At 30.8% G+C, this 25,868-nt stretch carries 25 protein-coding genes; 7 read left to right on the forward strand and 18 right to left on the reverse strand.

The features are described 5' to 3' along the window. Positions 1-196: 196 nt before the first annotated feature. A complete protein-coding gene (locus LG45_RS02895) occupies positions 197-640 on the reverse strand; it encodes a DUF4268 domain-containing protein (protein WP_035124292.1) in 444 nt (147 codons plus the stop codon). 68 nt (positions 641-708) lie between these two features. Between LG45_RS02895 and LG45_RS02900 the strand changes: the two genes are divergently transcribed. Both LG45_RS02900 and LG45_RS02905 read left to right on the forward strand, forming a co-directional pair. Continuing rightward, entirely contained in the window at positions 709-1,347 is a 639-nt protein-coding gene (locus tag LG45_RS02900; protein WP_035124293.1) for an NUDIX hydrolase, read from the forward strand. Positions 1,348-1,392: 45 nt separating this feature from the next. Continuing rightward, a complete protein-coding gene (locus LG45_RS02905) occupies positions 1,393-2,202 on the forward strand; it encodes a lysophospholipid acyltransferase family protein (RefSeq protein ID WP_035124294.1) in 810 nt (269 codons plus the stop codon). Positions 2,203-2,234: 32 nt separating this feature from the next. On the opposite strand, the gene LG45_RS02910 is transcribed toward LG45_RS02905, so the two are convergent. Further along, positions 2,235-2,858 carry a hypothetical protein gene (locus tag LG45_RS02910; RefSeq protein ID WP_240471803.1) on the reverse strand — a complete coding sequence of 208 codons (624 nt, stop codon included), beginning with the start codon at positions 2,856-2,858 and terminating at the stop codon, positions 2,235-2,237. Between the two features lie 4 nt (positions 2,859-2,862). After that, complete coding sequence (locus LG45_RS02915; RefSeq protein WP_035124295.1) at positions 2,863-3,357, reverse strand: RNA polymerase sigma factor; 495 nt, start codon at positions 3,355-3,357, stop codon at positions 2,863-2,865. 396 nt (positions 3,358-3,753) lie between these two features. Between LG45_RS02915 and LG45_RS02920 the strand changes: the two genes are divergently transcribed. After that, positions 3,754-5,058, forward strand: a complete 1,305-nt coding sequence (locus LG45_RS02920; RefSeq protein WP_035124296.1) for an NAD(P)/FAD-dependent oxidoreductase — start codon at positions 3,754-3,756, stop codon at positions 5,056-5,058. A 102-nt stretch (positions 5,059-5,160) separates the two neighbouring features. On the opposite strand, the gene LG45_RS02925 is transcribed toward LG45_RS02920, so the two are convergent. Continuing rightward, positions 5,161-6,222: a DUF3810 domain-containing protein gene (locus tag LG45_RS02925; RefSeq protein ID WP_035124297.1), complete on the reverse strand. Its 1,062-nt coding sequence runs from the start codon at positions 6,220-6,222 to the stop codon at positions 5,161-5,163. Positions 6,223-6,381: 159 nt separating this feature from the next. Here LG45_RS02925 and LG45_RS02930 point away from each other — a divergent pair, with 159 nt between their 5' ends. After that, entirely contained in the window at positions 6,382-7,839 is a 1,458-nt protein-coding gene (locus LG45_RS02930) for an aminoacyl-histidine dipeptidase (RefSeq protein WP_035124298.1), read from the forward strand. A gap of 57 nt (positions 7,840-7,896) precedes the next feature. On the opposite strand, the gene LG45_RS02935 is transcribed toward LG45_RS02930, so the two are convergent. Beyond that, the gene (locus tag LG45_RS02935; RefSeq protein WP_035124299.1) at positions 7,897-8,763 is read right to left on the reverse strand and encodes an AraC family transcriptional regulator; all 867 of its coding nucleotides are present in this window, start codon (positions 8,761-8,763) and stop codon (positions 7,897-7,899) included. Between the two features lie 195 nt (positions 8,764-8,958). On the opposite strand from LG45_RS02935, the gene LG45_RS02940 reads away from it, so the two are divergent. Then, positions 8,959-9,216 (forward strand): DUF983 domain-containing protein, encoded by a 258-nt coding sequence (locus tag LG45_RS02940; protein WP_240471810.1) that lies wholly within the window; start codon positions 8,959-8,961, stop codon positions 9,214-9,216. A 72-nt stretch (positions 9,217-9,288) separates the two neighbouring features. Beyond that, complete coding sequence (locus LG45_RS02945) at positions 9,289-11,547, forward strand: tetratricopeptide repeat protein (protein ID WP_035124301.1); 2,259 nt, start codon at positions 9,289-9,291, stop codon at positions 11,545-11,547. Positions 11,548-11,582: 35 nt separating this feature from the next. On the opposite strand, the gene LG45_RS02950 is transcribed toward LG45_RS02945, so the two are convergent. From LG45_RS02950 to LG45_RS02975, 6 genes are all read right to left on the reverse strand, one after another. Continuing rightward, positions 11,583-12,131 (reverse strand): PepSY-associated TM helix domain-containing protein, encoded by a 549-nt coding sequence (locus tag LG45_RS02950; RefSeq protein WP_035124302.1) that lies wholly within the window; start codon positions 12,129-12,131, stop codon positions 11,583-11,585. Between the two features lie 4 nt (positions 12,132-12,135). Next, positions 12,136-14,343, reverse strand: a complete 2,208-nt coding sequence (locus tag LG45_RS02955) for a TonB-dependent siderophore receptor (protein ID WP_035124303.1) — start codon at positions 14,341-14,343, stop codon at positions 12,136-12,138. A gap of 186 nt (positions 14,344-14,529) precedes the next feature. Then, entirely contained in the window at positions 14,530-15,729 is a 1,200-nt protein-coding gene (locus tag LG45_RS02960; protein WP_035125310.1) for a PepSY-associated TM helix domain-containing protein, read from the reverse strand. Positions 15,730-15,789: 60 nt separating this feature from the next. Next, positions 15,790-17,952, reverse strand: a complete 2,163-nt coding sequence (locus tag LG45_RS02965) for a TonB-dependent siderophore receptor (protein ID WP_035124304.1) — start codon at positions 17,950-17,952, stop codon at positions 15,790-15,792. Between the two features lie 185 nt (positions 17,953-18,137). Next, positions 18,138-18,644 (reverse strand): DUF6265 family protein, encoded by a 507-nt coding sequence (locus LG45_RS02970; protein WP_035124305.1) that lies wholly within the window; start codon positions 18,642-18,644, stop codon positions 18,138-18,140. Positions 18,645-18,661: 17 nt separating this feature from the next. Continuing rightward, positions 18,662-19,135 carry a DUF6265 family protein gene (locus tag LG45_RS02975; RefSeq protein ID WP_052087468.1) on the reverse strand — a complete coding sequence of 158 codons (474 nt, stop codon included), beginning with the start codon at positions 19,133-19,135 and terminating at the stop codon, positions 18,662-18,664. A gap of 248 nt (positions 19,136-19,383) precedes the next feature. On the opposite strand from LG45_RS02975, the gene prfA reads away from it, so the two are divergent. After that, on the forward strand, positions 19,384-20,457 hold the full coding sequence (gene prfA, locus LG45_RS02980) for a peptide chain release factor 1 (protein ID WP_035124306.1): 1,074 nt from the start codon (positions 19,384-19,386) through the stop codon (positions 20,455-20,457). 142 nt (positions 20,458-20,599) lie between these two features. Here prfA and LG45_RS02985 read toward each other — a convergent pair whose 3' ends face one another. The 7 genes from LG45_RS02985 to LG45_RS03010 form a co-directional block, all read right to left on the reverse strand. Beyond that, positions 20,600-21,262 carry a hypothetical protein gene (locus LG45_RS02985; RefSeq protein ID WP_035124307.1) on the reverse strand — a complete coding sequence of 221 codons (663 nt, stop codon included), beginning with the start codon at positions 21,260-21,262 and terminating at the stop codon, positions 20,600-20,602. A 12-nt stretch (positions 21,263-21,274) separates the two neighbouring features. Further along, positions 21,275-21,805, reverse strand: a complete 531-nt coding sequence (locus LG45_RS02990; RefSeq protein ID WP_035124308.1) for a hypothetical protein — start codon at positions 21,803-21,805, stop codon at positions 21,275-21,277. A 19-nt stretch (positions 21,806-21,824) separates the two neighbouring features. Further along, positions 21,825-22,124, reverse strand: coding sequence for a YtxH domain-containing protein (locus tag LG45_RS02995; RefSeq protein ID WP_035124309.1), 300 nt, complete (start codon positions 22,122-22,124; stop codon positions 21,825-21,827). Positions 22,125-22,157: 33 nt separating this feature from the next. Continuing rightward, positions 22,158-22,310, reverse strand: coding sequence for a lmo0937 family membrane protein (locus tag LG45_RS16335; RefSeq protein WP_106387436.1), 153 nt, complete (start codon positions 22,308-22,310; stop codon positions 22,158-22,160). A gap of 310 nt (positions 22,311-22,620) precedes the next feature. Then, positions 22,621-23,619, reverse strand: a complete 999-nt coding sequence (locus LG45_RS03000; RefSeq protein ID WP_052087469.1) for a YihY/virulence factor BrkB family protein — start codon at positions 23,617-23,619, stop codon at positions 22,621-22,623. An 11-nt stretch (positions 23,620-23,630) separates the two neighbouring features. Next, positions 23,631-25,418 carry a sensor histidine kinase gene (locus LG45_RS03005; protein WP_035124311.1) on the reverse strand — a complete coding sequence of 596 codons (1,788 nt, stop codon included), beginning with the start codon at positions 25,416-25,418 and terminating at the stop codon, positions 23,631-23,633. Then, positions 25,418-25,864: a response regulator gene (locus LG45_RS03010; RefSeq protein WP_035124313.1), complete on the reverse strand. Its 447-nt coding sequence runs from the start codon at positions 25,862-25,864 to the stop codon at positions 25,418-25,420. The genes LG45_RS03005 and LG45_RS03010 overlap by 1 nt, the downstream gene beginning before the upstream one ends. Positions 25,865-25,868 lie beyond the last annotated feature (4 nt).

The following is a 25,868-nucleotide window of genomic DNA, read 5'->3' on the forward strand; positions in this document are numbered from 1 at the left end:
TAAATTATGGTGAAATGTTAATTTGAATTTGTAAAACTGGTCCACTTAGTAGTTTAAAATTTTCTATTTATTAAAAATTGTTGTTTTATACGCGGTTGCGTGAGTGATAGTAGCGGCATCCTTTTCTTTTTTTCTTAAAAAAAGAAAAGATAGAGCGGATAGCACGACCCTTGGGGCACGCCAAAATAAAAGATTACTAAGTATTGGTCTCTAAGTCTTTTATATAATCTTCGTATTCAAAAAAGAATGTTTCGAATTGTGTCATTGTTTGACTAAAAAAATCGAATATTTCGTTCCAAGTGTTTTTATTGTTTAGACTTACATTTAGTTTTTCAATCCATATTCTACTTATTATCTTACCATTTTCTAGATAATGGTTTCGTTCTAAAATTGCATCAGGTAAATATTCGTCTAATAAAATAGTTTTAAGAGATTCAATTTTTTCAAAATATATTTTTCTTTTTTCTTCTTCTTTTGGTTCGATATCTAATAGGACTTTTGCTTTTTTATTATCGACATAGAATTTGAAAGTTACATCTTTTATCTTTGTATCATATAAAAGCCATTTTCTTGGGTATGTTTCTGCAAACTGTACCCAAAATTCTTTCTTAATTTTTAAACTTTCTTCTTTACTGTACATGTAGAATTTAATTTTTGGGTTTGTTGTGTTTTTTTTGGTAAATTTATAAATAATTAGAACTATTAACTATGAATTTCAATTTGTTTTTTAATGCAATACCAAATGTTATGAATGTAGAATTACCTTCTATTTCTTCACATATTAAAATGGCACCTTTGGAAAGAGTTAAAATGATGGAGGAAGATAGTTATGATATTAGCTCTGTGAGAAAAGCTGCTGTAATGATGTTGTTTTATCCAAAAAATGACATTACACATTTGTTATTAATTATTAGGAATTCTTACCCAGGAGTTCATTCTTCACAGATTGCTTTTCCTGGTGGAAAAGTGGAAGATATTGATTTTGATTTGAAACAGACTGCTTTACGAGAAACACATGAAGAAATAGGTATTCATCCCAATGATATTCATGTTATTAGAGATTTTTCATCTATTTATATTCCGCCAAGTAATTTTTTGGTGTTTCCTTTTTTAGGAATATCACAATCAGAATTAACGTTTACACTTCAACAAGAGGAAGTTGCAGGAATAATAGAATTACCGTTGTCAACTCTGTTAGACGATTCTATTATCAGTAGTAAAAATTTAGAGACTTCTTACTCTAAATTAATTGATGTTCCAATTTTTCAAATAGAGGAACATTCTGTTTGGGGTGCAACTGCAATGATGCTAAATGAGTTAAAAGATGTACTGAAAATGGTTCTATAAATTTTAATTTTTGTAAGTTTGCCTTTCAATTTTCTACTGAATATTATGGGATTATTTAAACGAAATCCTTTTGGACATATACTTTTTATTAAGAAATGGCTTATCCGAATTTTCGGTGTGATAACTCATAGACGTTATCGTGGATTTAATGAATTGCATATTGAAGGATCGGAAATTATTAGAAATTTACCTGATAAAAATGTGCTATTTATTTCCAATCATCAAACATATTTTGCCGATGTTGTAGCCATGTTTCATGTTTTTAACGCGAGTCTCTCGGGTAGAGAAGATAACATCAAAAATGTGGGTTATTTGTGGCAACCAAAAATGAATGTTTACTATGTGGCAGCGAGTGAAACAATGAAAGCAGGATTGCTCCCAAGAATTTTATCCTATGTTGGTGCAATAACAGTTGAACGAACGTGGAGAGCAGGAGGAAAAGACGTAACTGAAAAAAGAGAAGTAAATCCAAACGATACCGAAAACATCAAAATTGCTCTTGCCGACGGTTGGGTAATCACTTTTCCGCAAGGAACTACCAAATCTTTCAAACCCGTAAGAAAAGGAACAGCCCACATCATCAAGCAACACAAACCAATTGTTGTTCCAATTGTTATCGATGGTTTTCGTCGATCATTTGATAAAAAAGGGCTTCGTCTTAAAAAGAAAAACATTCTTCAATCATTTATAATAAAAGAACCGCTCGAAATTGACTATGAAAATGAAACCATCGAACAAATAGTTGAAAAAGTGGAATATGCTATAGAGCAACATCCGTCATTTTTGAAAGTAATTCCTGCAGAAGAAATTGAAGAACAAGAAAAACTTAATCGCCTACGCCAGTGGGAATATTAATAAAAAAGTCTCGCTATTAACGAGACTTTTTTTTATAAATCAATTTTCTTTAATTCATTGTAATTTCTAAATAACTTTCGAAGTAATATTCCATAAATTAATCGGTAAAATAGCCAAAATAAACCAACGAAGATAATTATGCAAATGGTACAAAATGCAACCATAAAAATCATCGCATTACCTTTGGAGGTCAATTCATGCAATTTTGGATCTACAGTAAAAACAAGCGCAAAACCAATAATCATACTAACTACCATCATTCCAAGATTGTACCAAACATAATATTGTACTGTTTTTCTTGTTTTCAAAATATCCTTCATCAATTGTTTCGTTGATGTTATGGTAGAAATAGCTCTATAATTTTTGTAAAACATATAGATAAACACAGCCACAACAGCATAATTGAAAATAGTCAAATATTTAAAATATTCAATCAAGTACTCACTATGTGTTTTAATAAAATATTCATCTGAGTTGTATACCAAGCTAATTCCTGTCCAAAGTAGTACTTCTAATATACTAATAATCAATATCCACTTCACAATTGAAGACGATTTCTTATGTAACATTTTATAAATATCCACTTCCGATACCTGTTCAAAAGAATTTTCGTTCTTTTTCCAGTCTTTTTTTAATAAATCCAATTCTTCCATCATAGCCTTACGGATTTAATATTTTTTTCAATTTCCCTTTAATTCTATTCATTTTAACTCTTGCATTAACCTCACTAATACCCAATGTTTCGGCAATTTCTGTATAATCTTTATCTTCGAGATACATGAAAACCAATGCCTTTTCAATATCATTCAACTGATGCACCGCTTGATACATCAACTTTATCTGCTCTTCTTCTTCGCTATTATATTCGTCTTGACTAATAAAAAAACTATGCTTTTCATACTCCACTGTAGAAACACTTCGCGTACTCTTTCGGTACAAAGTAATGGCGGTATTTAAAGCAACTCGATAAGCCCAAGTCGAGAATTTAGAATCACCACGAAATTTCGGAAAAGCCTTCCATAATTGTATCGTAATTTCCTGAAACAAATCCTTATGCGCATCACCATCAGATGTGTACAACCTACAAATCTTGTGGATTATATTCTGATTTTCACGCAATTGCTGCACAAACGTCTGTTCCAAATTCTCGCTCATATATACGTTAGTAAACCTTTACTAGATTTTGTTACAAGATACGTAAATCAATTTCAATTTCAAAAGTCAAATTTCAACTTCAAAAATGAACAAAAGGTCAATAACAAGTCAATTATAATTTTAAAGTGTTTTATTTAGCATTGATTTTTGAGATTGCTTTTTGAAGTTGATTTTTGAAGGAGCGAATCACTTGCGCATTTCTATAAACCCTATTCCTGCTTTCCGCGTTACAAGGTAACTGCTCCAATCAGGGCTAAACTGTAATCGTCTTACCTAAAATCAGATTTTCAAAACACTATTTTCAAAACCATTTAAACTGTTAAACTCATAAACTTTTAAACAACTTTTACAATCAAAAACAACTAACTTTGTATTTCAGATAAATAGTATTCTACAATGAACATTCCACATTCAGATAAAAAAAGAGTAGTCATCATCGGTGGCGGATTTGCAGGTTTATCAATAGCCAAAAAACTTAGAAACAAAAACCTACAAGTTGTTTTACTCGATAAACATAATTACCACACGTTCCAACCACTTCTATATCAAGTAGCCACTGGCGGATTAGAAGCAGGTTCTATAGCGTATCCAATCCGTAAAGTAATTCAAGAATACAAAGATTTCTATTTTAGATTAACATCTGTAAAAGAAATCGATACGCCCAATCAAAAAATAATTTCAGAAATTGGCGATTTACACTACGATTATTTAGTAATTGCAACCGGTTCCAAAACCAATTATTTTGGTAACAAAGAAATCGAACGTAATTCCATGTCAATGAAAACCATTCCGCAATCATTAAACATTCGTAGTTTGATTCTAGAAAATTTTGAACAAGCAGTTCTTACAACAAACGAAGCTGATAAAAACGCATTAATAAATTTTGTACTTGTTGGTGCTGGACCAACAGGAGTAGAGCTTGCAGGCGCACTTGCCGAAATGAAAAGAGCCATTCTACAAAAAGATTATCCCGATTTAGATATTTCTAAAATGGAAATAAACCTAATTCAAAGTGGCGATCGAGTTTTAAACACAATGTCTGAAAAATCATCTGAAGCTGCCGAAAGATTCTTGGTGGATTTAGGCGTAATTGTGCACAAAAATGTTCGCGTAACCAATTACGACGGAAGAACCATCACAACCAACTCCGATTTAACTTTTGAAACCGCAACTGTAATTTGGACAGCTGGAGTTCAAGGCGCAAAAGTAGCAGGTTTAGACTCTAAATCTCTTGTAGAAAAAGTAGAACGTATTCGTGTAAATCAATTCAATCAAGTAGTTGGTTATAATAATATTTTTGCCATTGGTGATATTGCTTCAATGGAAAGCGAAAAATATCCTCAAGGTCATCCAATGATGGCGCAACCGGCATTACAGCAAGGTGATTTATTAGGAGAAAATCTGGTAAAATTAATAGACAATAAACCAATGAAACCCTTCGAATACAACGATAAAGGTTCCATGGCAACCATAGGAAGAAATTTAGCCGTTGTGGATTTACCAAAATACCATTTCAACGGAGTTTTCGCATGGTTCGTTTGGATGTTTGTACACCTTTTTTCACTAATCGGATTCAAAAATAAAGCTGTAGTTTTTCTAAATTGGGTATACAACTACGTTCGTTTTGACAGAGAAGGAAGACTAATTGTAAGACCTTTCAAAAAGAGAAGTTTTGTGACTTTTACTTCTGACGAGGTTTAAAATTATATACCGCAAATTCGCAAATTGTAATTAATAGATTATAAAAATAAATTTGTGAATTTGCGGTTATTTTAAATTACTAATAATCTAATCTAAAAAAAATTATAGCGATTTATTTGCATAATAATTAATCAACAAATCCACAAACTTACTATAACTTTCAATGCCATCCTGTTGCTGATTAATCTTTAAAAACTGATCGTAAAAAGCATGAAAACCTTTATCAATAAAAGTATCGTATTGTTTCCAAAAAGCATCAGTTTCTTTATAATTTTCTAGAATTCCTAGATTAATTTGAGCTTTAAAATAATTGAATTTTGCTTCATCTTTCATGCCAATATTATTCATGCAATAACGCAAAGCATTAGAATATGCTGAATATTGAAAATATAAATCCTCGTTTTTTACAGAAGCCAAAAACCCAATGAAATTGCATTCACTTTCACTTGCAAAACCCATTTGATGCGCCATTTCATGACAAATAACATTCGGAAAACCAACCATCGGAAGTTTATAATTCACCTGAGCTTCATTTGTAAACGGATTCAAATAACCACCAAATCCCATATAAGTCAACGGTAAACTAAACAACGATTTTTTCCTGCTTGGAGTTTCATACTTAAAAAACGGATATTCTTTCGCCAAAGCATCATATCCATTTTGAGTCATCTTAAAAATAGAATCTTGCGAATATAAATTAGTAACTTTTAGATTTTTATTTTTTGTAATTTGAAACTGAATTTCATTTGTTTTTAAAATCAATTTTTCTGTAAAAGCATACAAATCTTCATCAGAATACTCTCGTTTAATGCTCATTTTTTCAAAAAGAGGAACTCTATAATAATTAAAAGCCCACAAAAAATGAAACAGAAAATAGGCCACCGACAAAACGCTACTAATTTTCAGTAAATTATTTTTCCATTGCAATCGCCACGATTTTCTGGTTTTCCAAAGTTGAATCAGTAAATAAATAATTAATACTCCATAAATTACATCTCCAACCGAAAACGGAATTTTACCCAAAACTGTTCGAGAAATTTTTGAAATAAAAATGTATAATCCGTTGCTGTAAATGCGTTCAACCGCTTCAGGAAAAAAGGCAATTATCTTCAGAAATAAAATCTGAAATAGTAAAAATATTGGGAGAATGTATTTTCTTTTCATTATCAAAATTAGAAATGTAAATATAATCACAAATCAATTCGCAAAGAAATTAAACTTTGTAACTTTGTCTTTTAAAATAATTTTATAAATCGAGCTTCATTTTAAACAGTTTCCAAAATTTGTGAAAATCTGTGAAATTTGTGGCAAAAAACAAACATAATGAGCCAAGAAATTAGAAATCTTGAACCAAAACAACTTTGGAACAAGTTCGCCGATTTAAACGCAGTGCCACGTCCATCTAAAAAAGAAGAACGTGTAATTGAGTTTATGAAAAACTTCGGAGCCAGTTTAGGATTAGAAACTTTTGAAGATGAAATCCGTAATGTAATCATCCGTAAACCAGCGACTCTAGGAATGGAAAACCGCAAAACCATTGTCTTACAAGGACATTTGGATATGGTACACCAAAAAAATAACGATACTAATTTCGATTTCTTGACGCAAGGAATTGATATGTTCGTTGATGGTGATTGGGTAAAAGCAAAAGGAACAACGCTTGGCGCCGATAACGGACTTGGGGTAGCCGCAATAATGGCAGTTTTAGAAAGTAAAGATATTCCGCATCCTGCTATCGATGCGCTCTTTACCATAGATGAAGAAACCGGAATGACCGGTGCTTTAAACTTAAAAGGAGGTGTTTTAAAAGGAGAAATTCTTTTAAATCTGGATACAGAGGAAGACGACGAAATTGATATCGGTTGTGCCGGTGGCGTTGATGTTACTGCAACTAGAGCATACAACGAAGAAGAAACTCCAGAAGGTTCTGTGGGTTATACAATTACCGTAAAAGGATTGAATGGCGGACATTCAGGAATGGATATTCATAAAGGCTTGGGTAACGCTAACAAAATCATGAACCGACTTTTATTTGACGGTTTTGAGAATTTCGGACTTCAAATTGCAGAAATTTCTGGTGGAAGTTTACGTAATGCTATTCCACGCGAAAGCGTTGCAAAAGTGATTGTTGCCGCAATTTATAATGAAGCTTTTGCCTTTGATATGCAAGAAATTATTGGTGATATCAAAGCTGAATTCAAAGTGATGGAGCCTAATTTGACTATCGAAATCGAAAAATCAGATTTGCCTACTAAAGTTATGGATTTAGGAGTTCAAGAAGGTCTACTTCGTTCTATTTATACAGCTCACAACGGTGTTTACCGAATGAGTCCAGATATGGAAGATTTAGTAGAAACTTCAAATAATATAGCAAGAGTTATTGTAAAAGATGGCGAAATTTCGATTCAAAATTTAACGCGTTCGTCTGTAGAAAGTTCTAAATTTGATTTAGCAAATGCGTTGCGTTCAGCATACGAATTATTTGGTTGCGAAGTAGAATTTGGCGGAAGCTATCCAGGTTGGACACCAAATCCAAAATCGGAAATATTAGACGTTCTGACTTCCATTTATGAAAAACAAAACGGCGATAAACCAAAAGTAGTGGCTTGTCACGCAGGTTTAGAATGTGGAATTTTAGGTACGAATTATCCAGGAATGGACATGATTTCTTTCGGACCAACCATTCACGGTGCGCACAGTCCAGATGAAAGAGCAAGTATTTCGTCTTCACAAAAATTCTGGAAATTTTTCTTAGAAATTTTAGCGAATATTCCTGAATGAAAGTAGAGAAAAGAAAATAGAAAATAGCAACCTCGTTTAGAAATAAGCGAGGTTTTTTTATAAAATCAAATTCCTCCTAAATTCACTTGGAGAATTTCCGGTTTCTTTTTTGAAAAGCTTGGCAAAATAGGAGTAGTTCTCATAATTCAATTCATCAGCAATTTGACTAATCGATTTATTTTGATCGATTAAAAGTCGTTTGGCTTCCAGAATTACGCGTTCTGTAATTAGTTCGGTTGCTGTTTTATTTAAAATTGTTTTGCAAATTCTATTCAAATGCTTTAACGTAATACTCATTTTGGAAGCATAAAACGATGGCGATTTTTCAGACTTAAAATGCAGGTCAATTAATTTTTCAAACTGATTTATTTTATGATTATAAATGGGTGTTTTGTGATTGTTCACAGGTAAATATTTTCTGGAAATTTCAATGTTTATGATATCGAGCAAATTTAAAATCGCCTCTTTTTGTTTTGATTTAACCGATTCACTTTCTTTTTTCATCAAATTGAAATAAACCTCAATATCTTGAAGTTCTTTTTCATCATAAAATAATTCAGGACTTGATTTCACCGATTGATAAAAAGAATAGTCTTCAATTTTTTTATTTCCAAAATGTAAATTATAGGTTTCTTGCGAATAAAAAACAATGTATCCATCAATATCATCAGATAATTCCCAATTGTGAATTTGTCCAGGTCGCAACATAAATAAGCTTCCTCTTTTTATATTATATCGATCAAAATCTATTTCATGAATTCCAGTTCCATGGGTAAATAATACTAATAGATAGAAATTATGACGATGCGGTTTTTCTATAAAACTGTGATCTGTTAAATGATTTTTAAATGTATTTACATACAATTCACTATTTACAGTGTTGTAATTAAAATTAGAAATTCCATATATAGGAAGTTTGCCCATTTTTTAAAATGTCCTTTTTGTATTAGTAATAGCGAATTTACAAAATGTTTTTCAAACAAATTGCACATAACTTTGTAGAAAATTTTAATCATGTTATCAACGCTATCGCACATTTTCAAAAATGAATGTCCAAATTGTAATAAAGGAAAAGTCTTTGCCGATAAAAGTTTCTTTTTTAGCATAGGATTTCCAAAAATGAATACGCATTGCAGTCATTGTAATTATAAATTTGAAAAAGAACCTGGTTATTTTTTTGGTGCAATGTTCGTTAATTACGCTATTACAGTCGGTCAGGCTTTGATAACATTTTTTATCTGTTCCTTGTTTTTTGATAAAATTTTCGATTTCAGAATTCTGCTTATCATTGGTTTTGTAATTCTTACATTGAGTTTTTTCAATATTAGATTGTCACGGATGATTTGGATTTATGCTTTTAAAAATTACACTAATTAAATTCGACCATCAGATTTTTAAATTTCATCATAGAATTTACTTTATTATATTTGTTAAAATTAATAGGTAAACATGAAAAATAAATCTGCTCAAAATGAGGTTGTTTCAACTGATAATTTGTCTTTTTTTCAAAAATATAAATGGGCTTTTGTACCATTATTATTTGCTGTAGCACTTTATTTTAATACTTTAAATCACGGTTTTGTTCTTGATGATAAAATCATATTTCAAGACAAAGGAGTAACTTCTGGATTATCTGGAATTGCTAAAATATTCACCGAGAAAAATCTTCCCGAAGCTCAAAATATCAAACCATATAGACCAATTACTGGTTTAAGTTTTGCTTTAGACTATCAGTTTTTTAAAAATGATAACGAAGCAAAAATGGCTTCCAATCTACATTTAATGAATGTTTTGTATTATGCATTGGCATTATTTTTAACCTTCATTTTACTACTGAAACTTTTTAAAAATAGAAATATTGCAATTGCAGTTTCTGTTCTTTTCGCTGCACATCCAATTCATACAGAAGTAGTTGCTAATATCAAATCTAGAGATGAAATTTTGGCTTATCTCTTTGGAACCATTATGCTTATTTGTTTCCTAAAGTTTAAAGAATCCAATTTAAAAAAGTGGTTGTATGCTAGTTTGAGTTTTTACTTTCTTGCCATTTTATCCAAAGAAAATGCGATTTTATTTATAGCAATTTTACCGTTTATAAACTACTATTTGAGTTTAGAAAAAGGGTTTAAAGCATTTGCTTTAGCGAATTTAAAACTGTTTTTAATTCCTGCAATTTTGTATTTAATGTTGCAAAGAATCATTTTAGGAATGAATTTAATGCCACAAATGACTGAATTAGATAATATGTTGGTTGGCATTTCGAATCCAGCTGAAAATTTGGCAACCCGAATTTATATTGTCGGATTTTATCTTTACAAAATGTTAGTTCCACATCCATTATTTTATGATTATTCATTGAATTATATTGGTAAAAAAAGTTTTGCTTCGCCCGAAGTTTGGATGAGTTTACTTGCCATAATTTCAATAATAGTTTTGACTTACAAAGGAATTATTAAGAAAAATAAAATAGCTTTTGGAATGGTATTCATGTTCATCACTTTTTCATTAACGTGTAATTTTTTCATTGCAATTGGTGCCACTTTTGCCGAGCGTTTTGCTTTCACACCAAGTTTAGGATTTGTAATTGCTTTGGTTTATTTGTTATTCGAATTGGTAAATCGATTGAAATTGAAGCAAGTTTATTTATTGCTTTTTATAGTTCCAATACTTTCATTGTACAGCTTTAAAACCATCACAAGAAATGCCAATTGGAAAGACAATGAAACTTTATTTGTGCATGATTATAACCAATCTTCCAAGAGTTTGCGTGTTCAAAATAATTATGCCGCGATTTTATATCAAGAAGCAAAAACTACAACCGATACTTTAGAAAAGAAACGATTGTATTTGAAATCTATTGAAATTCTTGACACGGTAACCAATCAATATGATATTTATATTGAAGCCTATATCCAAAAAGGAATTGCTTATTTGGAATTGAAAAATTGTGAAAAAGCACTAATTAATTTTGAGAAGGCTAGGAGTATTGCCAAGTACAATCCGGTTGTTGAAGCAAATTTAGGAATTGGTTATATTAATTGTGGAAGACCTCAAGATGCGTTGACTATTTTTTCTAAATTGCTAAAGAATGATAACTTACTTCAGGATTTTTATTTGAAACACATTGGCGTAGCTCATTTTAATTTGAAAAATATAGATTCTGCCGAATATTATTTTAATCGATTAAAGAATGATTATCCTAATGATGTTGAAGTAGATAGTTACATTAAATTAGTTGCTGATTTTAAAAAAGGAACTATCGTTGCCGCAAATTCTTCGCAGGTACAAACTTCAACTCCAATTAATACTGCTCTTTACGATGAAGCTTATAAACTTTATCAAAATGGTGATAAAAATAAAGCCGAAAAAATGCTTTTCGATTTTACAAAAACCAATCCAAATCATGCTATGAGTTATGCTGTTTTAGGATTGATTTCGGATGAAAAACAACAGTTTGGAAAAGCTATCAAGTATTACAAAAAATCAATCGAATTAAATCCAGCCGATTATCGAATTCAATATAATTTAGGAAATACCTATTTAAAAAACAATAATGAAGTTGAAGCGGTAAAACAATTTGAAAAAACAATTGCAATTGAACCTTCCTATATTAATTCTTATAAATCATTGGAACTATATTATAAGAGTAAAAATAATGTTGAGAAAACTGCTTTTTATTCGAATAAAATTAAGGAATTAGGGAAATAAAAAAAGCTCCAAATAAATTTGAAGCTTCTCTAACTTTAAACAAAAATAAGAATTAATAAAGGTATTATCAGTCCAGCGAGTGCTAGTTTCCAACCTCTTTTCTTGAAAGTGAATTTTCCAGCAGGAATCATAATTGCTCCAGTAAAAGCAATTGTAATTAATGACAATCCAAAAATATCACTGTAATAAATCCACCAATTGGATGTAGATTTATGTAATTTCATTGTTTGACTGATGATGGGTGTTTTTACAAACGATACAATTTCGCCTTTTCCAGTTTCCATATCAATTTCAACGTCGTGCTTTTCAAAGGAGATTTTAAACGTTCCTTTCTTTACATTGTGACGACGAATTTTATCATCGATGCCTAGTTTTTTTCCTAATTCTTCAGCATATTTTTCACTAATTTCCTCTTCTGGCGGAAGTTTTACTGCAATAGCTTTCGTTTCAACAGTATATTTTTCAGGATGCCAATGTTCTCTGTGGTTCATTAATATTCCCGAAAAGGCAAAGGAAATAATTAATCCGATGTAGAAATATCCCAAATCACGATGAAGGTTTCTAGCTTTTAATGGTGAAATCATGGTCTTAAAATTTGTATCGTAAAGAAGTTAAAAATTGTCTTGGTGCAATTGGATTCACACTATAATTTTCGTGAACTGTATAATTTAGTTCGTCTGTAATGTTCGATAATTTACATAAAATTGAAAATTTATCCCAATTGTAACCCAATGAAAAGTCAATAGTTGTATAACCTTCAAGTGGAATTTCTCTTTCCCAAATTCCTCCAGGTGAGTCAGTATCATATTGATTGTTCCAACCGGCAACTCTATTTCCAATGTAATTACCAATTGCTCCAACAGATAAACCTTTTAAAGTACCCGATTGTAATGTATAGAAAAAGCTCAAGTTAGCAGTATGTGCAGGTGTTCTTGCAACGCGATCGCCTTCAATAAAACTTCCGTCTAAACCAGATGTTTTTGTAAATCTCATATCGTTATAACTGTATCCAGCCAAGATATTAAATGCATCAGATGGTTTAACAATAATGTCAAGTTCAACTCCTTTACTTGTAGTTTCGCCGCTTAATTCTCTTACTTGCGGATTTGTATTCACATTTCCATCGGCATCAAATTCAGCAGTTTGAACCAAATTACTATTTACAATTTGATAAACAGTAAGATTAGTGCTTAAAATTCCTTTGAAGAATTCCTTTTTTACACCAGCTTCAAATTGATCGATAATAGATGGCTTAATAGGTTCGTTAAAAATAGTTACACCACCAGTATTTGGAGTAAACGAATTAGAATAACTTGAGAATAATGAAATTGTCTTGTTAGGTTGGTAAATTAATCCCACTTTTGGTGAAAATGCACGATCGTTTTTAACAGCTCCAGGTACAACTTTATCTGCTTCAACCGTTGTTGTAGGATTGTAAGTTACTGGTTTAGCTTCTTGAATTGTATAACGAAGTCCGGCTAAAACCTTGAATTTATTGGTAATCGAAATTAAATCTTGAGCGTAAATTCCGTAACGATTGGTTTCTGTTTTTACAATTCTTGTGAGTTCTGAAAGTGGAATTGGCAATTCATCTATGTTTTCATAAGTTGAGGGATCAAAAATATTTATCGTATCATAAATATTCGGAGAAAAAACATAAGTATATGCATCAGCAAATGATTTTTCAGTATCAATTCCAGTGAACAATTGATGTTTGATTTTTCCTGTGTTGAAATTTCCTTGTAGGCTTATTTGATTGGCATAGATTTGCTCAACTGCTTTATTTTTTCCTAAAGGTCTATTCCAATTTCCATCTGCTGCAGGTTGGATACGTTCTGTACCTTCGGAAGCTCTTTGATAATCTTGGAATGAAGCATTAAAACTCAATCTCCAATTGTTGTTAAATTGGTGATTTAATAATAAAGTTGTTGTTGCTTGAGTCGTTTTTCCATTAGACCATCTTGCTCCTAAATAAGCATCTCTCGGTACATCAGCAATTGTTGTTCCTATCATTCCTGTACCAAAATCGGGTGTCCAATCGTCATTTAAGTAATCTCCTTGAATTGTAATATCTGTTTTCGGACTTAATTTGAATAGAAACGACGGATTTACATAGTAACGTTCTCTTGTTGCAACATCACGAAAACTTTCTGAATTTTCGTATGAACCATTAATTCTAAAGGCAATGGTGTTGCTTAAAGGTCCGTATAAATCTATTGATGGTTTGTAGAAATTGTAACTTCCAGCTTGCATAGATGCTTCTCCACCAAATTTAAATTGAGGTGTTTTGGTAACCATATTTAAGATTCCTCCAGGTGCCACATTTCCGAATAGTAGAGCAGAACCACCTTTTAAAATTTCAACTTTTTCTAAAGATGAAACTTCGGGCATTGAACCACTATTAAATCTAAAACCATTTTTAAAAATATTATTGGCAGACATATCATAACCTCTTGACCAAAAAGATTCTTGAGCGCCACCACGAGCAGAACCAACATAAACTCCGTTTGCATTTTTAATAACATCACTTAAGCGAATTGATTGCTGTTGTTCAATTACTGCTCCAGAAATTACTTGAACGCTTTGTGGCAAATCCATTGGTTTAATACCCGATTTAATCACTGAAGCATTTTTTTGTTGGTTTCCGGTGATTTGAACTTCTTTAAGAATTTCACCTTTTTTATTTTTTATAGTATCGTAAATTGCTAAAAGGTCATCGTCATTTGAGGATTCTTGAGCAAAACTTGTGGCACAAAATAGGAGTGCGATGGTTGAAAGGAAAGTATATTTAAACATTTATTTAGAATAATTAAAAATAATATTGATTTTCTGGTGCAAATATAAGTACGAGATTTCGATTAAAAAAGTTTATTTAGATTAAATATAAATAATTAACAACTGTTCGGCTTTAAGTAATTGGTTTTCTGAAAAATAGGAGTAAAAAAAAACCTTGAATAAATTTTCAAGGTTTTAAATTGTGTTTTAATTCTCTAGTTTTTGAGCTTTTTTATTGCGTCTTCCATACCAAATTAAAAACCCAGTTACTGGAAGTGATGCACAAATTAAGCTTATTATTAGCGCCAAAATTTTTGTCCAAATTCCAAATATGGCTCCAACGTGAATATCATAATTAGCTGCAATTGCTTTTTCACCTAAGTTTTTATCGTTGTGCGAACGAACATGTAATAATTCACCTGAATTTTCATCAAATATTAAACTGTGATTTACATGATACGAATAGGAGAGTTGTTTTACAAAAACATCATAATTAGGATGTTCATGATCGTCAATGTGCTCGTGACCAAAATCTAAACTATAGCCAAAAGCATTAGGATATAATTCTTCGACTTTTTTACCTATTTTGTCTAACGTATGCTCGTTTCTTATTTCAATTGGTGCTTTTGTTTTGATATGTGAAAAATCAGGATAGGTTGTGCTTCCACCTGAAAAAACAAAATAAAGAATCGCTTGAATAAAGTAGAACGCATAGAATAATCCAGTAAATGCAACAACAAATGCTATCGACGAAGCATAAAATCCTAAGATATTGTGAACATCATAGTTTTTTCTTTTCCAATTTTTTACGTTTTTCCAGTTGAAAGTAAAACGTTGTTTTCGAGCATTTTTATTTTTTGGCCACCAAAGGATAATTCCAGAAATTAGCATGAAAAGGAAAATAAGTGTCGGAATTCCACATACATAAGTTCCCCATTCTGTATTGAGCATAAAACTAAAGTGAATGGATTTTATGATGTTAAAAAAATCGGTTGTTTCATCATAAACACCTTTAATTTCGCCAGTGAATGGATTTACATAAACTGATTTGTAGATTATGTATTCTTCGTAAAAATTCCATCCGTCGGGATTGTGTTCGTAATAATAAAAAATATAACTTCTGCTTTTATCAATTGGGACATTCACCCAATGAACTGGATATTTCTCTTGAGTATATTCGTTTACTTTTTGTTCTAAAACAGTAAGTGAAAGCGGATTTTTGTTTGTAATATTCTTCTCATGATGAAATATCGACTCACTTCTTACAGAATTTGTAATTTCTTCTTGAAAAACATAGATAGCTCCAGTGATAGAAATTATAAAAACGATTAAGCCCGAAGATAATCCGAGCCAAAGATGAAGTCTGCCAATCCAATATTTAAATCCAGTCTTTTTTTGTTTTTTCATTTGAAAACAAGTGTATTGAAAAACTTCGGCAGCCAAGATTATGACTACCGAAGTTGATAATTAAAATTTGTATGTTAATCCAGCGGTTAAACTTCTTAAACGTTGCGGTGTAATGGTTGACCAACCTGAAAAATACTTTTCATTTAAAATGTTATTTACTTTTAATGCAATGTTGAACTTATCAGTATTATAAGATAACGCTGAATTCAAAATGGTGTAATCTGGTAATTTGAAAGTTCCAGTGTTTTTTCTGTGTAAAACTTGATATTCACTTGCATAGTTTCCACCAAATCCAAATCCAAATCCTTTTAATTTTCCATCGGTGAAAGCATAGTTTGCCCAAAAATTTACTAACGCTCTTGGTCCAGCTTCTTCTGGTCTTAGACCTAAATAAGAATCATCAATAATATCTCTTGTGACTTCGCTGTCATTATAACTGTAACCTGCAATTACGTTTAAACCTTTTATAGGATTGGCAGTAAAACTTATCTCCACACCGTTACTATTTACTTCGCCTCCTTGGATAGTGCTAATAAATGTTACAGGATCAGTCATTACTTTATCTTTAACATCGATGTTGTAATAACTAATTGTTGCTGAAATAATTTCTTTGTAAAGATTTGTTTTTAAACCAAATTCATATTGGTTGGCGTGTTCTGGTTTGAAACTTTTGTAGGTTGTATTGTCAGCTTGAATTGCTGGTGCGATGTTTTTAAATCCGTTCATGTAATTACCAAAAACGGAAACTTTGTTTTCAATTATTTGATAAACAGCTCCAAATTTTGGTGAAACCGCCGTTTGATTAAAGCTTTCTTCAGTTTTGTTGATAAATCTATCAACTCTAACACTTGCCATAACTGATAATTTATCAGTAATATTCAATACATCTGAAACGTAAGCACTAATTACTTCATTTTCAGAATTTGAAATACCAGCATAAGATCCTTCTAGAATCGTATCAACTGCATTTTGGCTTAACTCTGTATTACTAACTTCTCCAGAAATAGGATCTGCATATATGTCAGTTTGATTTGCTAACGAAACTGTTCCAAATCCTCTCCAACCAGCATTGGCATTTCTTTGATTTAAGTTTAGATAATCAAAACCTACGACCATTCGGTTTCTTAGATTTCCAATTTTGAAATCACCAATAAAGTTTTGTTGGATATCTGTTCCTTGCGTTTGAGAATTGGCTTTTGAAATAAATCTTGTAAATTCATCACCATTTCCTACATCGTATAAATAGTGGTAGTAACCATTTGTTTTGGCGCTGCTTCGAGATAAAACTGTTTGTGATGTCCATTCTTTAGATAATTTATAGAACATTTGAGCTTGCATATTAAACGTTGGATTGCTCATAGTTAACTCGTTTGTAGTGTATGAGTTGTTATAGTTTTGTTCAAACAAGTCCATTGAAAAGAAGGATAAATCAACATTTCTATTTAAGAAAATCATTGGAGCATTTGCCGAAGTTCTGTTAGTAAATTCGGTATTTATCAGGAACGAAAGTTTATCATTTACGTTGTAACTCAATGATGGTGCAACAAAAAACGATTTTGAAAAACCTGCGTCTTGAAATGAATCTTCATTTTGATGAGCAGAAGTTACTCGAAGCGAAACGTCTTTATTTAACGGAATATTTACATCGGCAGTAATTCTATCAAGACCATAAGTTCCTGCATTATAACTTATTTCACCGCCAAAAGTAGAATATGGCTTTTTGGTAACAATATTAATTAGTCCGCCATATGATATTAAACTACTACCATACAAAGTTCCCGATGGACCTTTTATCACCTCAATATTATCAACATTAATTGGATCAATTGCACCATTGTTTAATCCTGGCAAACCATTGATCATTGTAGGTTGTACTGCAAAACCGCGCATTGAATAATATTCGGCTCCATCGCCACCACGACCTGTAGATTCCCATAGACGCGTTATTCCAGTTGCATTTTTTAAAGCATCATTAAAGTTTGTAACCACTTGTTCTTTTAATAATTCGCTTGTAACGGTATTGTAAACTTGTGGGTTTTCAATATTGTTTAAAGGCATTTTAGAAACAGTGGTACTTTTCTCTCTTTTGTATTTGTATTTGTTGGAATTGATAATTACTTCCTTCAATACTTGAGTAGAATCTTTCTTCTTCTCATTATTTTCTTGTGCATAATTGGAAAGGGTAACCAATAGCATTGCGGCAACAATTGTAAATTTATTCATTCTTATTTAGATTAATTAAAAATAATGGCAAATATAATTTGCTGTTTTGAATTTACAAAACTTATTTAGACTAAATATAAATAATTAACAATTGTTTCTTTTTAAGTGATTGGTTTTCTGAAAAATAGAAATAAAAAAAACCTTGAAAAATTAATTCAAGGTTTAAGGTATTTAATTATAGAAGTTTATTCTGTTGCTTGCGATATAGTGTAGGTTTCGCTACTTTTTTTACCTTTTATAATGCCAGAAATTGTAGTTTTTACGCTTTTATCTTTATTTAGTTGGTAAGAAATTTTGTTAGGATATTCGTGCTTAGGGTTTGTAAAAACAAGCAAACTATCTTTTTCCTCCATTTTTTGAAAAGGAACCGATTCATCTTTATTTTCGCCTTTAATAGTAGTTCGATAAATTAAATAGTCACCATCTTGCATCAATTCCATCGACTCTCTGTGAATAGTATCTTTTTCGTTAATTATAAAATAAGAAGTTCCTGTAAATGTGCTATCATCTATTGCAATCCAATTTTCTTTCAAAACACCTATGCTGTCTTTTTTCTCCCATTCGCCAAGTAAGAAATTGGCTTTGCTTAATTCTTCATATTCTTTAATTTCTTTACCATTAGCGTCATACTTTTTACAAGAATGCAAAAATAATACTGCAGAAACGACAACTATAAAATGTAACTTTTTCATTCTTTTGTGATGTAAAATTATTGTTTTCTACTCATCGGAAATGATTCTGTTATTTTTTTTCCGTCTTTTAAACCAAAAATTTCAGCAACAATACTGTCTTTCGAAACTTTAGAATAGGTTATTTTAGATGGATAATCGTGATTTGGATTTTCAAAAACAAGTTTATCATTATCAGATGAGGTTAAATAAAACGAAACGGCTTGGTCTTTATTTTGTCCTTTAACAGAAACATTGTAAAAAACAGAATCATTTTTTTGTTCCAAACTCACATTTTCGTAGAAAACTGTATCTTGTTCAATAACTACAATACTTAATCCAGAATAAACACTGTCATTTTTTTTGGTCCAGATTTCTCTAAAACTTCCTTCATCACTAGCATTTTCCCAGTCACCGATAAACCAATTTGCTTCTTCAATTTGAGATTTATTTTTACACGATTGTAAAATTGAAAATAGTATGAATATGGTTAAAATTGGTTTAATGGATTTCATGTTTTTATTTTAAGATTATACAATATTATGAAAATTATGGCAACTAGCCCAGATAGAAGCGAAAATCCTTTTATCTCGTTTTTTTAAACGAGATAAAAGATTGTAGTGAATAGCTGGAAATAGCTTCTAAAAAAAAGAAAATGAATTGGTTTGATTGTGTTTTTAAAAAATGTGTTTAATTTCTGTTAACTCACTATTGATTACTGAACACTTTTTAGTAATTTTGCACTCCAAATAAAGAATACAAAATGTTAGAAAGACTTCAATATGTAAAACAGCGTTTCGATGAGATTTCGGATTTGATTATTCAACCCGACGTAATCAGCGATCAAAAGCGTTATGTTCAACTGAATCAAGAATATAAAGGTTTAAAAAACCTGATGGAGAAGCGTGATGAATATGTAACTCTTGATGCTAATATTAAAGAAGCTAACGAAATTTTAGCCGATGGAAGTGATGCAGAAATGGTTGAAATGGCCAAGATGCAACTTGACGAAGCGAAAGGTCGTTTGCCAGAATTAGAAGAAGAAATTAAGTTTTTATTAATTCCGAAAGATCCAGAAGATGCGAAGAATGTAATGGTTGAAGTTCGTGCCGGAACAGGTGGCGATGAAGCATCAATCTTTGCTGGAGATTTGTTTAGAATGTATACTAAGTACTGTGAAGCGCGTGGATGGAGAACTTCGGTTGTTGATATGAATGAAGGAACTTCTGGCGGATTTAAAGAGGTGATTTTCGAAGTTACTGGTGAAGATGTTTATGGAACTTTAAAATTTGAAGCTGGTGTTCACCGTGTGCAACGTGTTCCTCAAACCGAAACTCAAGGTCGTGTTCACACTTCTGCAGCAACAGTTATGGTATTACCAGAAGCTGAAGAATTTGATGTACAAATTGATATGAACGATGTTCGTGTAGATTTTTTCTGTTCGTCTGGACCTGGAGGACAATCTGTAAATACTACCAAATCGGCGGTTCGTTTAACACACATTCCAACTGGTTTAGTGGCACAATGTCAAGATCAGAAATCGCAACATAAGAATAAAGATAAGGCATTAAACGTTTTACGTTCAAGATTATACGAACAAGAATTGGCTAAGAAAGAAGCAGAAGATGCTACAAAACGTACTTCTCAAGTAAGTTCTGGTGACCGTTCAGCTAAAATTAGAACTTACAACTATGCTCAAGGTCGTGTAACCGATCATAGAATTGGATTAGATGTATTTGATATGGATGGTGTAATGAATGGAAAAATTCAGAAATTTGTTGACGAACTTCAATTAGTTAACAACATGGAAAAGCTTAAAGAAAGCGAAGTTTTTTAATTTAAACATATAGAATTATAAAAGCCAAACAATTATGTTTGGCTTTTTTTATACATACAATTTGATATTTTGTGAAAGATAAAAACCAGCGAAAATAAATTCCGCTGGCTTTCCCCAATTTAAACAAAATTCAAACTTAACCTTATTTTTTTGCCGTAGCATTTTCGTTAGATTTCGCTCCCATTCTGTTTATAGTAAACATTGGAGCAAATTTTAATTTTAACATAGCAATTTTTCTATTGTCTGAACTAGTTAAACCTTCATTTTCAATCGTGTTTTTTCTAGTGTCTAATGCTTCATAGAGCATTTTAATTTCATCCCAATCTTCTCTTGAGTAAGCGTCTTTATAAGTTGAAACGGTTGATACAAAATGATCGTAAACAGCAAGTATATTGTCTTTATTTACCCATTCAAACTTAAAATTATCACTTACATAATCCGCTCCAAAAAGAACTTTCTTTTCTTTCAAATCTTCATTGTTAGCATCAAGAATTACCTTTTTCTCTATGATTAAGATTTTGAAGTTTTCATATCTTGCTTCTGCTTCGTTGATTTTTTTATCGATGGCAGTTTTGTTCTCAAGTTTATCTACTTCAGTATTTAACTGATTTGTTTTTTTATCGTAAATTTTTTCAATTTCGTTCCATTTAGCTGCTGCTTCATCTGAAGGTATAGCCGCAACCGAATCTACAAATCGAATGTAGTTATCGGTAAGCTGTTCTGCTTTTTTTTCTTGTTCACTTGTGCATGACACGAAAGCTAATAAAATTGTAAGTAATCCAGTTGCTTTAATTAACTTTTTCATTAGATTTTTTTTTTACAACTTGAAACCGTATGCTATTCTTAAAGAGATTAGTCCTAATCCAGTATCAACAGAAGCTCCATCTAATACAGGAAAGTCATTGAAATGTTCGTATCTTAAACTGATATCTATTGCACTTGTTGCATATCCAATAGTTGGACTTAATATAAGTGATGTTTTATCGTATCCATTAGTAACAGCGAATGCTGCACCAACTTCACCCATTAAATACAATTGATCTTTAAGAACAAATGCTTTAAAACCAGCTTTTGCAGGAATATATCCTAAATCATTATCATCACCAGAAACAAAAAAGTTGCTAAAACCTGTAGTAAATGTGATTGAATATTTTTTTGATAAATCATATTGTAACCTTGCATCAGCACCTAAATTAAAATCATACGGATCGTCTAATGGAAGTCCACCACTAATACCAATTCCCAAACGGAATCCTTGATCATAATTTTTTTCAGCTTCTTGAGCACTTGTTGTAATAGTAAAAGCTACAGCCATTACTGTAAGGATTGATTTTATTAAGTTTTTCATGTTTTCAGTTTTTTATGTTTTAAAGTATGTTTGATTTATTGATTTGCTTTATGTTATCAAGATTTGATTTTTCTTCCTGTAAAATTTCTTTCGCATCAGCAATTACATCTTGAGTTTCATTTTTTAAACTGCTTACAGTTTGAGATATTTTGTCAGAAATTCTGCAAGCAGTATCCTTTAAACTATCTTTTAAATCATGACTTTTGTCACTGATTTTTTTTCTCGTTTCGCTTCCTTTTGCTGGTGCAAATAAAACTCCTAAAGCTGCTCCTACGGCAACTCCACCAAGTAATCCTATTATTAAATTTTTATCTTTCATAGCATTTTTTTTAAGATTAAACTTTTTAAAGAATTATACTCCGCGACCTCTAATTAATCGTAATAATATTGCTATAACTGCTATCACTAAAAGGATGTGAATGATGCTACCTGCACTGTATACGAAAAATCCTAAAGCCCAAAGGATCACTAAAATTATTGCGATTGTGTAAAGTAAATTTTGCATGATGTTGATTTTTTAAATTAATATTGGTTGAATATATCTTGTTGTTATAGATTTTCTACATTACAAAGTTCCAATTTTACTGATATTTAGTTGTTATATCATTTTACAAAATCGTTATAGAATTTTCATCTATTGAACTTGTAAATCTTGAAAAAGAACGTGTTATAATCTACATTACAAAGTTGCAACAGATTTGAAATTATTGTGTTATAGGATGTTTATAAATAATTACAGAATTTCCATATGAAAGTTATTTAAACAAAAAAACTCTCGTTACGGAGAGTTTTGTTTCTTATTCTATAAAATAAATTTATTTTTCTGAAGGGTTTGCTTTATTAACCTTTATTTCTATTTCATCTGCTTTTTTTAATTCTTTAATTTCTTCATCTGCTTTTTGAACTGTTTTAGAATCGGTTGGAACTTCAACAACTTGAACTAATTCTGCAAATTCTAAAGGTTTTATTGGAGAGGCAAATTTTACAGCATAACATTTAGAAAATTCGGCCCCAAAATATAAAATTACGGAAGAGTAATATACCCAAATCATTAAGACAACTAACGATCCAGCAGTTCCATACATTGATGAAATATTGGATTTAGAAATATAATAGGAAATTAAAAACTTACCAACCATGAATAAAACTGCAGTTGTAATGGAAGCTACTTTTACTTGTTTCCAGGCGATTTTGGCATCGGGCAGAATTGTGAAAATAGATCCAAAAAGCATTGTAATAACTGCTGTGGTTAATAACGTTGTTGCAATATTCATTAAATAAACGCCAACTGTCGAGAATTCAGAAAATAATTTATCATTTGCAAAATCCAACAATGCAGAAAATCCTAACGATACCAGAAGAATAAATCCTAAACTTCCAATAACACCAAAGGATAGCAATCTTGATTTTAGATACAACCAAAATCCCGATTTAATCTTAGGTCTAATTCCCCAAATAGTATTTATAGAATCTTGAATTTCGGCGAAAACCGATGTTGCTCCTATAATTAAGATTACAATACCAACAATTCCTGCAATATGGCTATCATTAGAAATTGTCAAACCTTTTATCATCAATTGCAATTGTTGTGCTGCATTTGGACCGATAAAACTATTGGTTTGATTGTAAATAGCACCTTCAATTGCTTCACGACCTAAAAAAATATCGCATAAAAATAAAACAACTAATAATAATGGTGCCATTGAAAATACAGTCGTATAAGCCAAAGCAGCACTCATTTTAAGTATTTTATGCTCAAAAAAACCGGCAAAAGTATCTTTTAAAACTTGTATAATGGTTTTAAATTTGGACATAGTTACTGTTTTTAAGTTGTAGGTAAATAGATTGTAAATACCGATCCTTCATTTGGATGACCTTCAGCAAAAATATAACCTTTGTGATTTTCGACTATTTTTTTACAAATTGCTAAACCAATTCCGGTTCCATCAAATTGATTTTTATTGTGAAGTCTGTTGAATAGAATGAAAATTTTGTTAGCATATTCTTGTTCAAATCCGATTCCGTTATCTTCTACACTTATTTTATAAAATTTATCTTTTGTTTTAGGTAGTAATTCTTCATCTTTTGCAACAATTAATGAACTTTTAATTTTGATAAGCGGTGTAACGTTTTCTTTACTGTACTTTAATGAGTTTCCAATTAAATTAACAAACAACTGCTGAATTTGAAACGGAATTATGTCTAACATTGGTAAATCGGTATTCTCAATCACAGCGTTTTTATCTTCTATTAATTGACCTAATTCTTGTCTGGCATTTTCAAGTAAACTATTTAAATCTGTTTTTTCAAATACTTTTTCTGCTTTATTGGTTCTTGAGAATTGTAATAAATCATCAATTAATACTCTCATTCTGCTTGCCGACGACTGAATTCTAGTGATGTATTGTTGTCCAGTTTCAGAAATATTATTGAAATCTTTATCGACTAATCTTGAAATAAAGGTTTCAATTTTTCGCAGTGGTTCTTGCAAATCATGACTAGCAATGTAGTTGAAAGCAGTTAATTCTTTGTTGGTCGTTTCAAGTTCTCTGTTTCGATCTTCAATTAATTTTTTATCGTAAATTTCTTCGGTAACATCACTTGTAGTTCCAATAAAAGTCTTGTTCCCCGATGCGTTTTCTACAATTCTACCTAAACCTCTAAAATACCTTATTTGCCCATCTTTTCTTATAATTCTATAGGTAAATGGTGGAAGATTATTATCGACAGACATGTTTTTTGTTTTCTCAATTACAAACTCCAAATCTTCGGGATGAACAAATTTTAAAAACGATTCTAAACTTGCTTCAAATTCTTGAGGTAAGTGACCCAATAATCGATATTCATTATCGGAAAAAATGTAAGTGTTATTTTCAATATTTAGCTGCCAACTACCAAAATTACCTACAATTTCTGCCAGATTATTAGCTTCATTGCTAACCATAAGAACGTTATTGGCTTTTTTGAGTACACTTAAATCATTATTCATTTTTAAAAATGCACTTGTAATTAAAAATAAAGTGATTAATAAGGTTAAGTAAATGAATATTGGCGTGTAACTCATCGTGTCTTCGTAAGCTTTTTGCCGTCCGTTTAAAAGATTTTTCTCGGCTATCATCATGTCTTCTATTTTATATCGAATAGAATCCATAGCAATTTTTCCCTCAATCAAATTTTTATTTAACTCGATTTCATCCGTTTTATTTTGCTTAATTAAATAGAGTGATTTTGATAAATAGTTCTGTTTTTTGTTGATGTAATACAGTAATTTTTTCAAATTACTTTGCTGCGTTCTACTGTTTTTTGTTAAACGTGACACCTTATCAAACGATACTTTTACTAAGTCTTTCGATACATAGTAAGGTTGTAAATAGGAATCATCTTTAGATAATAAATAACCTCTTTGCCCAGTTTCGGCATCTTTTATATATGAAATTAAACGCTCTAATTCGGTGTTAACTTCGTAACTTTTATTTAGCCAAATGGATGAATTTTTTAAAACTGTTATATGTTTAAATGTTATACCACCAATAAAAAAGATTATGGCGATTGAAAGTACAAAAATTACTTTTAAAAATATTGTGGATTTATAAAGTTGTAGGTATTTAAACATTACATTCTCAATAAAAAGTTATCCTTATTTAATCCAGAAGTATGGTATTGCCAGTTTAAAGTAACCACTTCGGCTAGTATTTTCTTTAAAGTATTGAAATCGTTAGGTTTTTTTATATAAATGTTAGCGCCATTTACAAAAGTTTCTTCTATATGTTCTTCTGATGATGATGTAGAATAAATAGCAATTGCTATATCATTAAATCGTTCATTTTGTTTTATTTCTAACAAACATTCTACACCATTTTTTCTTGGCATGTTTAAATCTAGAAATAAAATATTTGGTAAAACAGATTCACTATTATTTAGATAATCCATCAATTCAACTCCATCGTTAAAAGTATTTACTTTGGTATTAATTTTTAATTCACTGAAAGCATCTGTGAAAAATAATCTATCATCTTCATCATCATCTGCAAGCGTAATATATATAAAATCTGTAGTCATTAGT

It is taken from the genome of Flavobacterium aquatile LMG 4008 = ATCC 11947, from assembly GCF_000757385.1.
In the GTDB taxonomy this organism is placed as follows: Bacteria; Bacteroidota; Bacteroidia; order Flavobacteriales; family Flavobacteriaceae; genus Flavobacterium; species Flavobacterium aquatile.

Excerpts from the sequence above, each read along its gene's own strand:
- LG45_RS02960 (WP_035125310.1), bottom strand. The coding sequence starts at position 15,729 with ATGAAAAAACAAAAAAAGACTGGATTTAAATATTGGATTGGCAGACTT.
- LG45_RS03005 (WP_035124311.1), bottom strand. The coding sequence starts at position 25,418 with ATGTTTAAATACCTACAACTTTATAAATCCACAATATTTTTAAAAGTA.
- LG45_RS02965 (WP_035124304.1), bottom strand. The coding sequence starts at position 17,952 with ATGAATAAATTTACAATTGTTGCCGCAATGCTATTGGTTACCCTTTCC.
- LG45_RS02950 (WP_035124302.1), bottom strand. The coding sequence starts at position 12,131 with ATGATTTCACCATTAAAAGCTAGAAACCTTCATCGTGATTTGGGATAT.
- LG45_RS02920 (WP_035124296.1), top strand. The coding sequence starts at position 3,754 with ATGAACATTCCACATTCAGATAAAAAAAGAGTAGTCATCATCGGTGGC.
- LG45_RS02940 (WP_240471810.1), top strand. The coding sequence starts at position 8,959 with ATGAATACGCATTGCAGTCATTGTAATTATAAATTTGAAAAAGAACCT.
- LG45_RS02905 (WP_035124294.1), top strand. The coding sequence starts at position 1,393 with ATGGGATTATTTAAACGAAATCCTTTTGGACATATACTTTTTATTAAG.
- LG45_RS02900 (WP_035124293.1), top strand. The coding sequence starts at position 709 with ATGAATTTCAATTTGTTTTTTAATGCAATACCAAATGTTATGAATGTA.
- prfA (WP_035124306.1), top strand. The coding sequence starts at position 19,384 with ATGTTAGAAAGACTTCAATATGTAAAACAGCGTTTCGATGAGATTTCG.
- LG45_RS02975 (WP_052087468.1), bottom strand. The coding sequence starts at position 19,135 with ATGAAATCCATTAAACCAATTTTAACCATATTCATACTATTTTCAATT.
- LG45_RS02945 (WP_035124301.1), top strand. The coding sequence starts at position 9,289 with ATGAAAAATAAATCTGCTCAAAATGAGGTTGTTTCAACTGATAATTTG.
- LG45_RS02995 (WP_035124309.1), bottom strand. The coding sequence starts at position 22,124 with ATGAAAGATAAAAATTTAATAATAGGATTACTTGGTGGAGTTGCCGTA.
- LG45_RS03010 (WP_035124313.1), bottom strand. The coding sequence starts at position 25,864 with ATGACTACAGATTTTATATATATTACGCTTGCAGATGATGATGAAGAT.
- LG45_RS16335 (WP_106387436.1), bottom strand. The coding sequence starts at position 22,310 with ATGCAAAATTTACTTTACACAATCGCAATAATTTTAGTGATCCTTTGG.
- LG45_RS03000 (WP_052087469.1), bottom strand. The coding sequence starts at position 23,619 with ATGTCCAAATTTAAAACCATTATACAAGTTTTAAAAGATACTTTTGCC.
- LG45_RS02985 (WP_035124307.1), bottom strand. The coding sequence starts at position 21,262 with ATGAAAAAGTTAATTAAAGCAACTGGATTACTTACAATTTTATTAGCT.
- LG45_RS02930 (WP_035124298.1), top strand. The coding sequence starts at position 6,382 with ATGAGCCAAGAAATTAGAAATCTTGAACCAAAACAACTTTGGAACAAG.
- LG45_RS02895 (WP_035124292.1), bottom strand. The coding sequence starts at position 640 with ATGTACAGTAAAGAAGAAAGTTTAAAAATTAAGAAAGAATTTTGGGTA.
- LG45_RS02910 (WP_240471803.1), bottom strand. The coding sequence starts at position 2,858 with ATGATGGAAGAATTGGATTTATTAAAAAAAGACTGGAAAAAGAACGAA.
- LG45_RS02915 (WP_035124295.1), bottom strand. The coding sequence starts at position 3,357 with ATGAGCGAGAATTTGGAACAGACGTTTGTGCAGCAATTGCGTGAAAAT.
- LG45_RS02925 (WP_035124297.1), bottom strand. The coding sequence starts at position 6,222 with ATGAAAAGAAAATACATTCTCCCAATATTTTTACTATTTCAGATTTTA.
- LG45_RS02990 (WP_035124308.1), bottom strand. The coding sequence starts at position 21,805 with ATGAAAAACTTAATAAAATCAATCCTTACAGTAATGGCTGTAGCTTTT.
- LG45_RS02955 (WP_035124303.1), bottom strand. The coding sequence starts at position 14,343 with ATGTTTAAATATACTTTCCTTTCAACCATCGCACTCCTATTTTGTGCC.
- LG45_RS02935 (WP_035124299.1), bottom strand. The coding sequence starts at position 8,763 with ATGGGCAAACTTCCTATATATGGAATTTCTAATTTTAATTACAACACT.
- LG45_RS02970 (WP_035124305.1), bottom strand. The coding sequence starts at position 18,644 with ATGAAAAAGTTACATTTTATAGTTGTCGTTTCTGCAGTATTATTTTTG.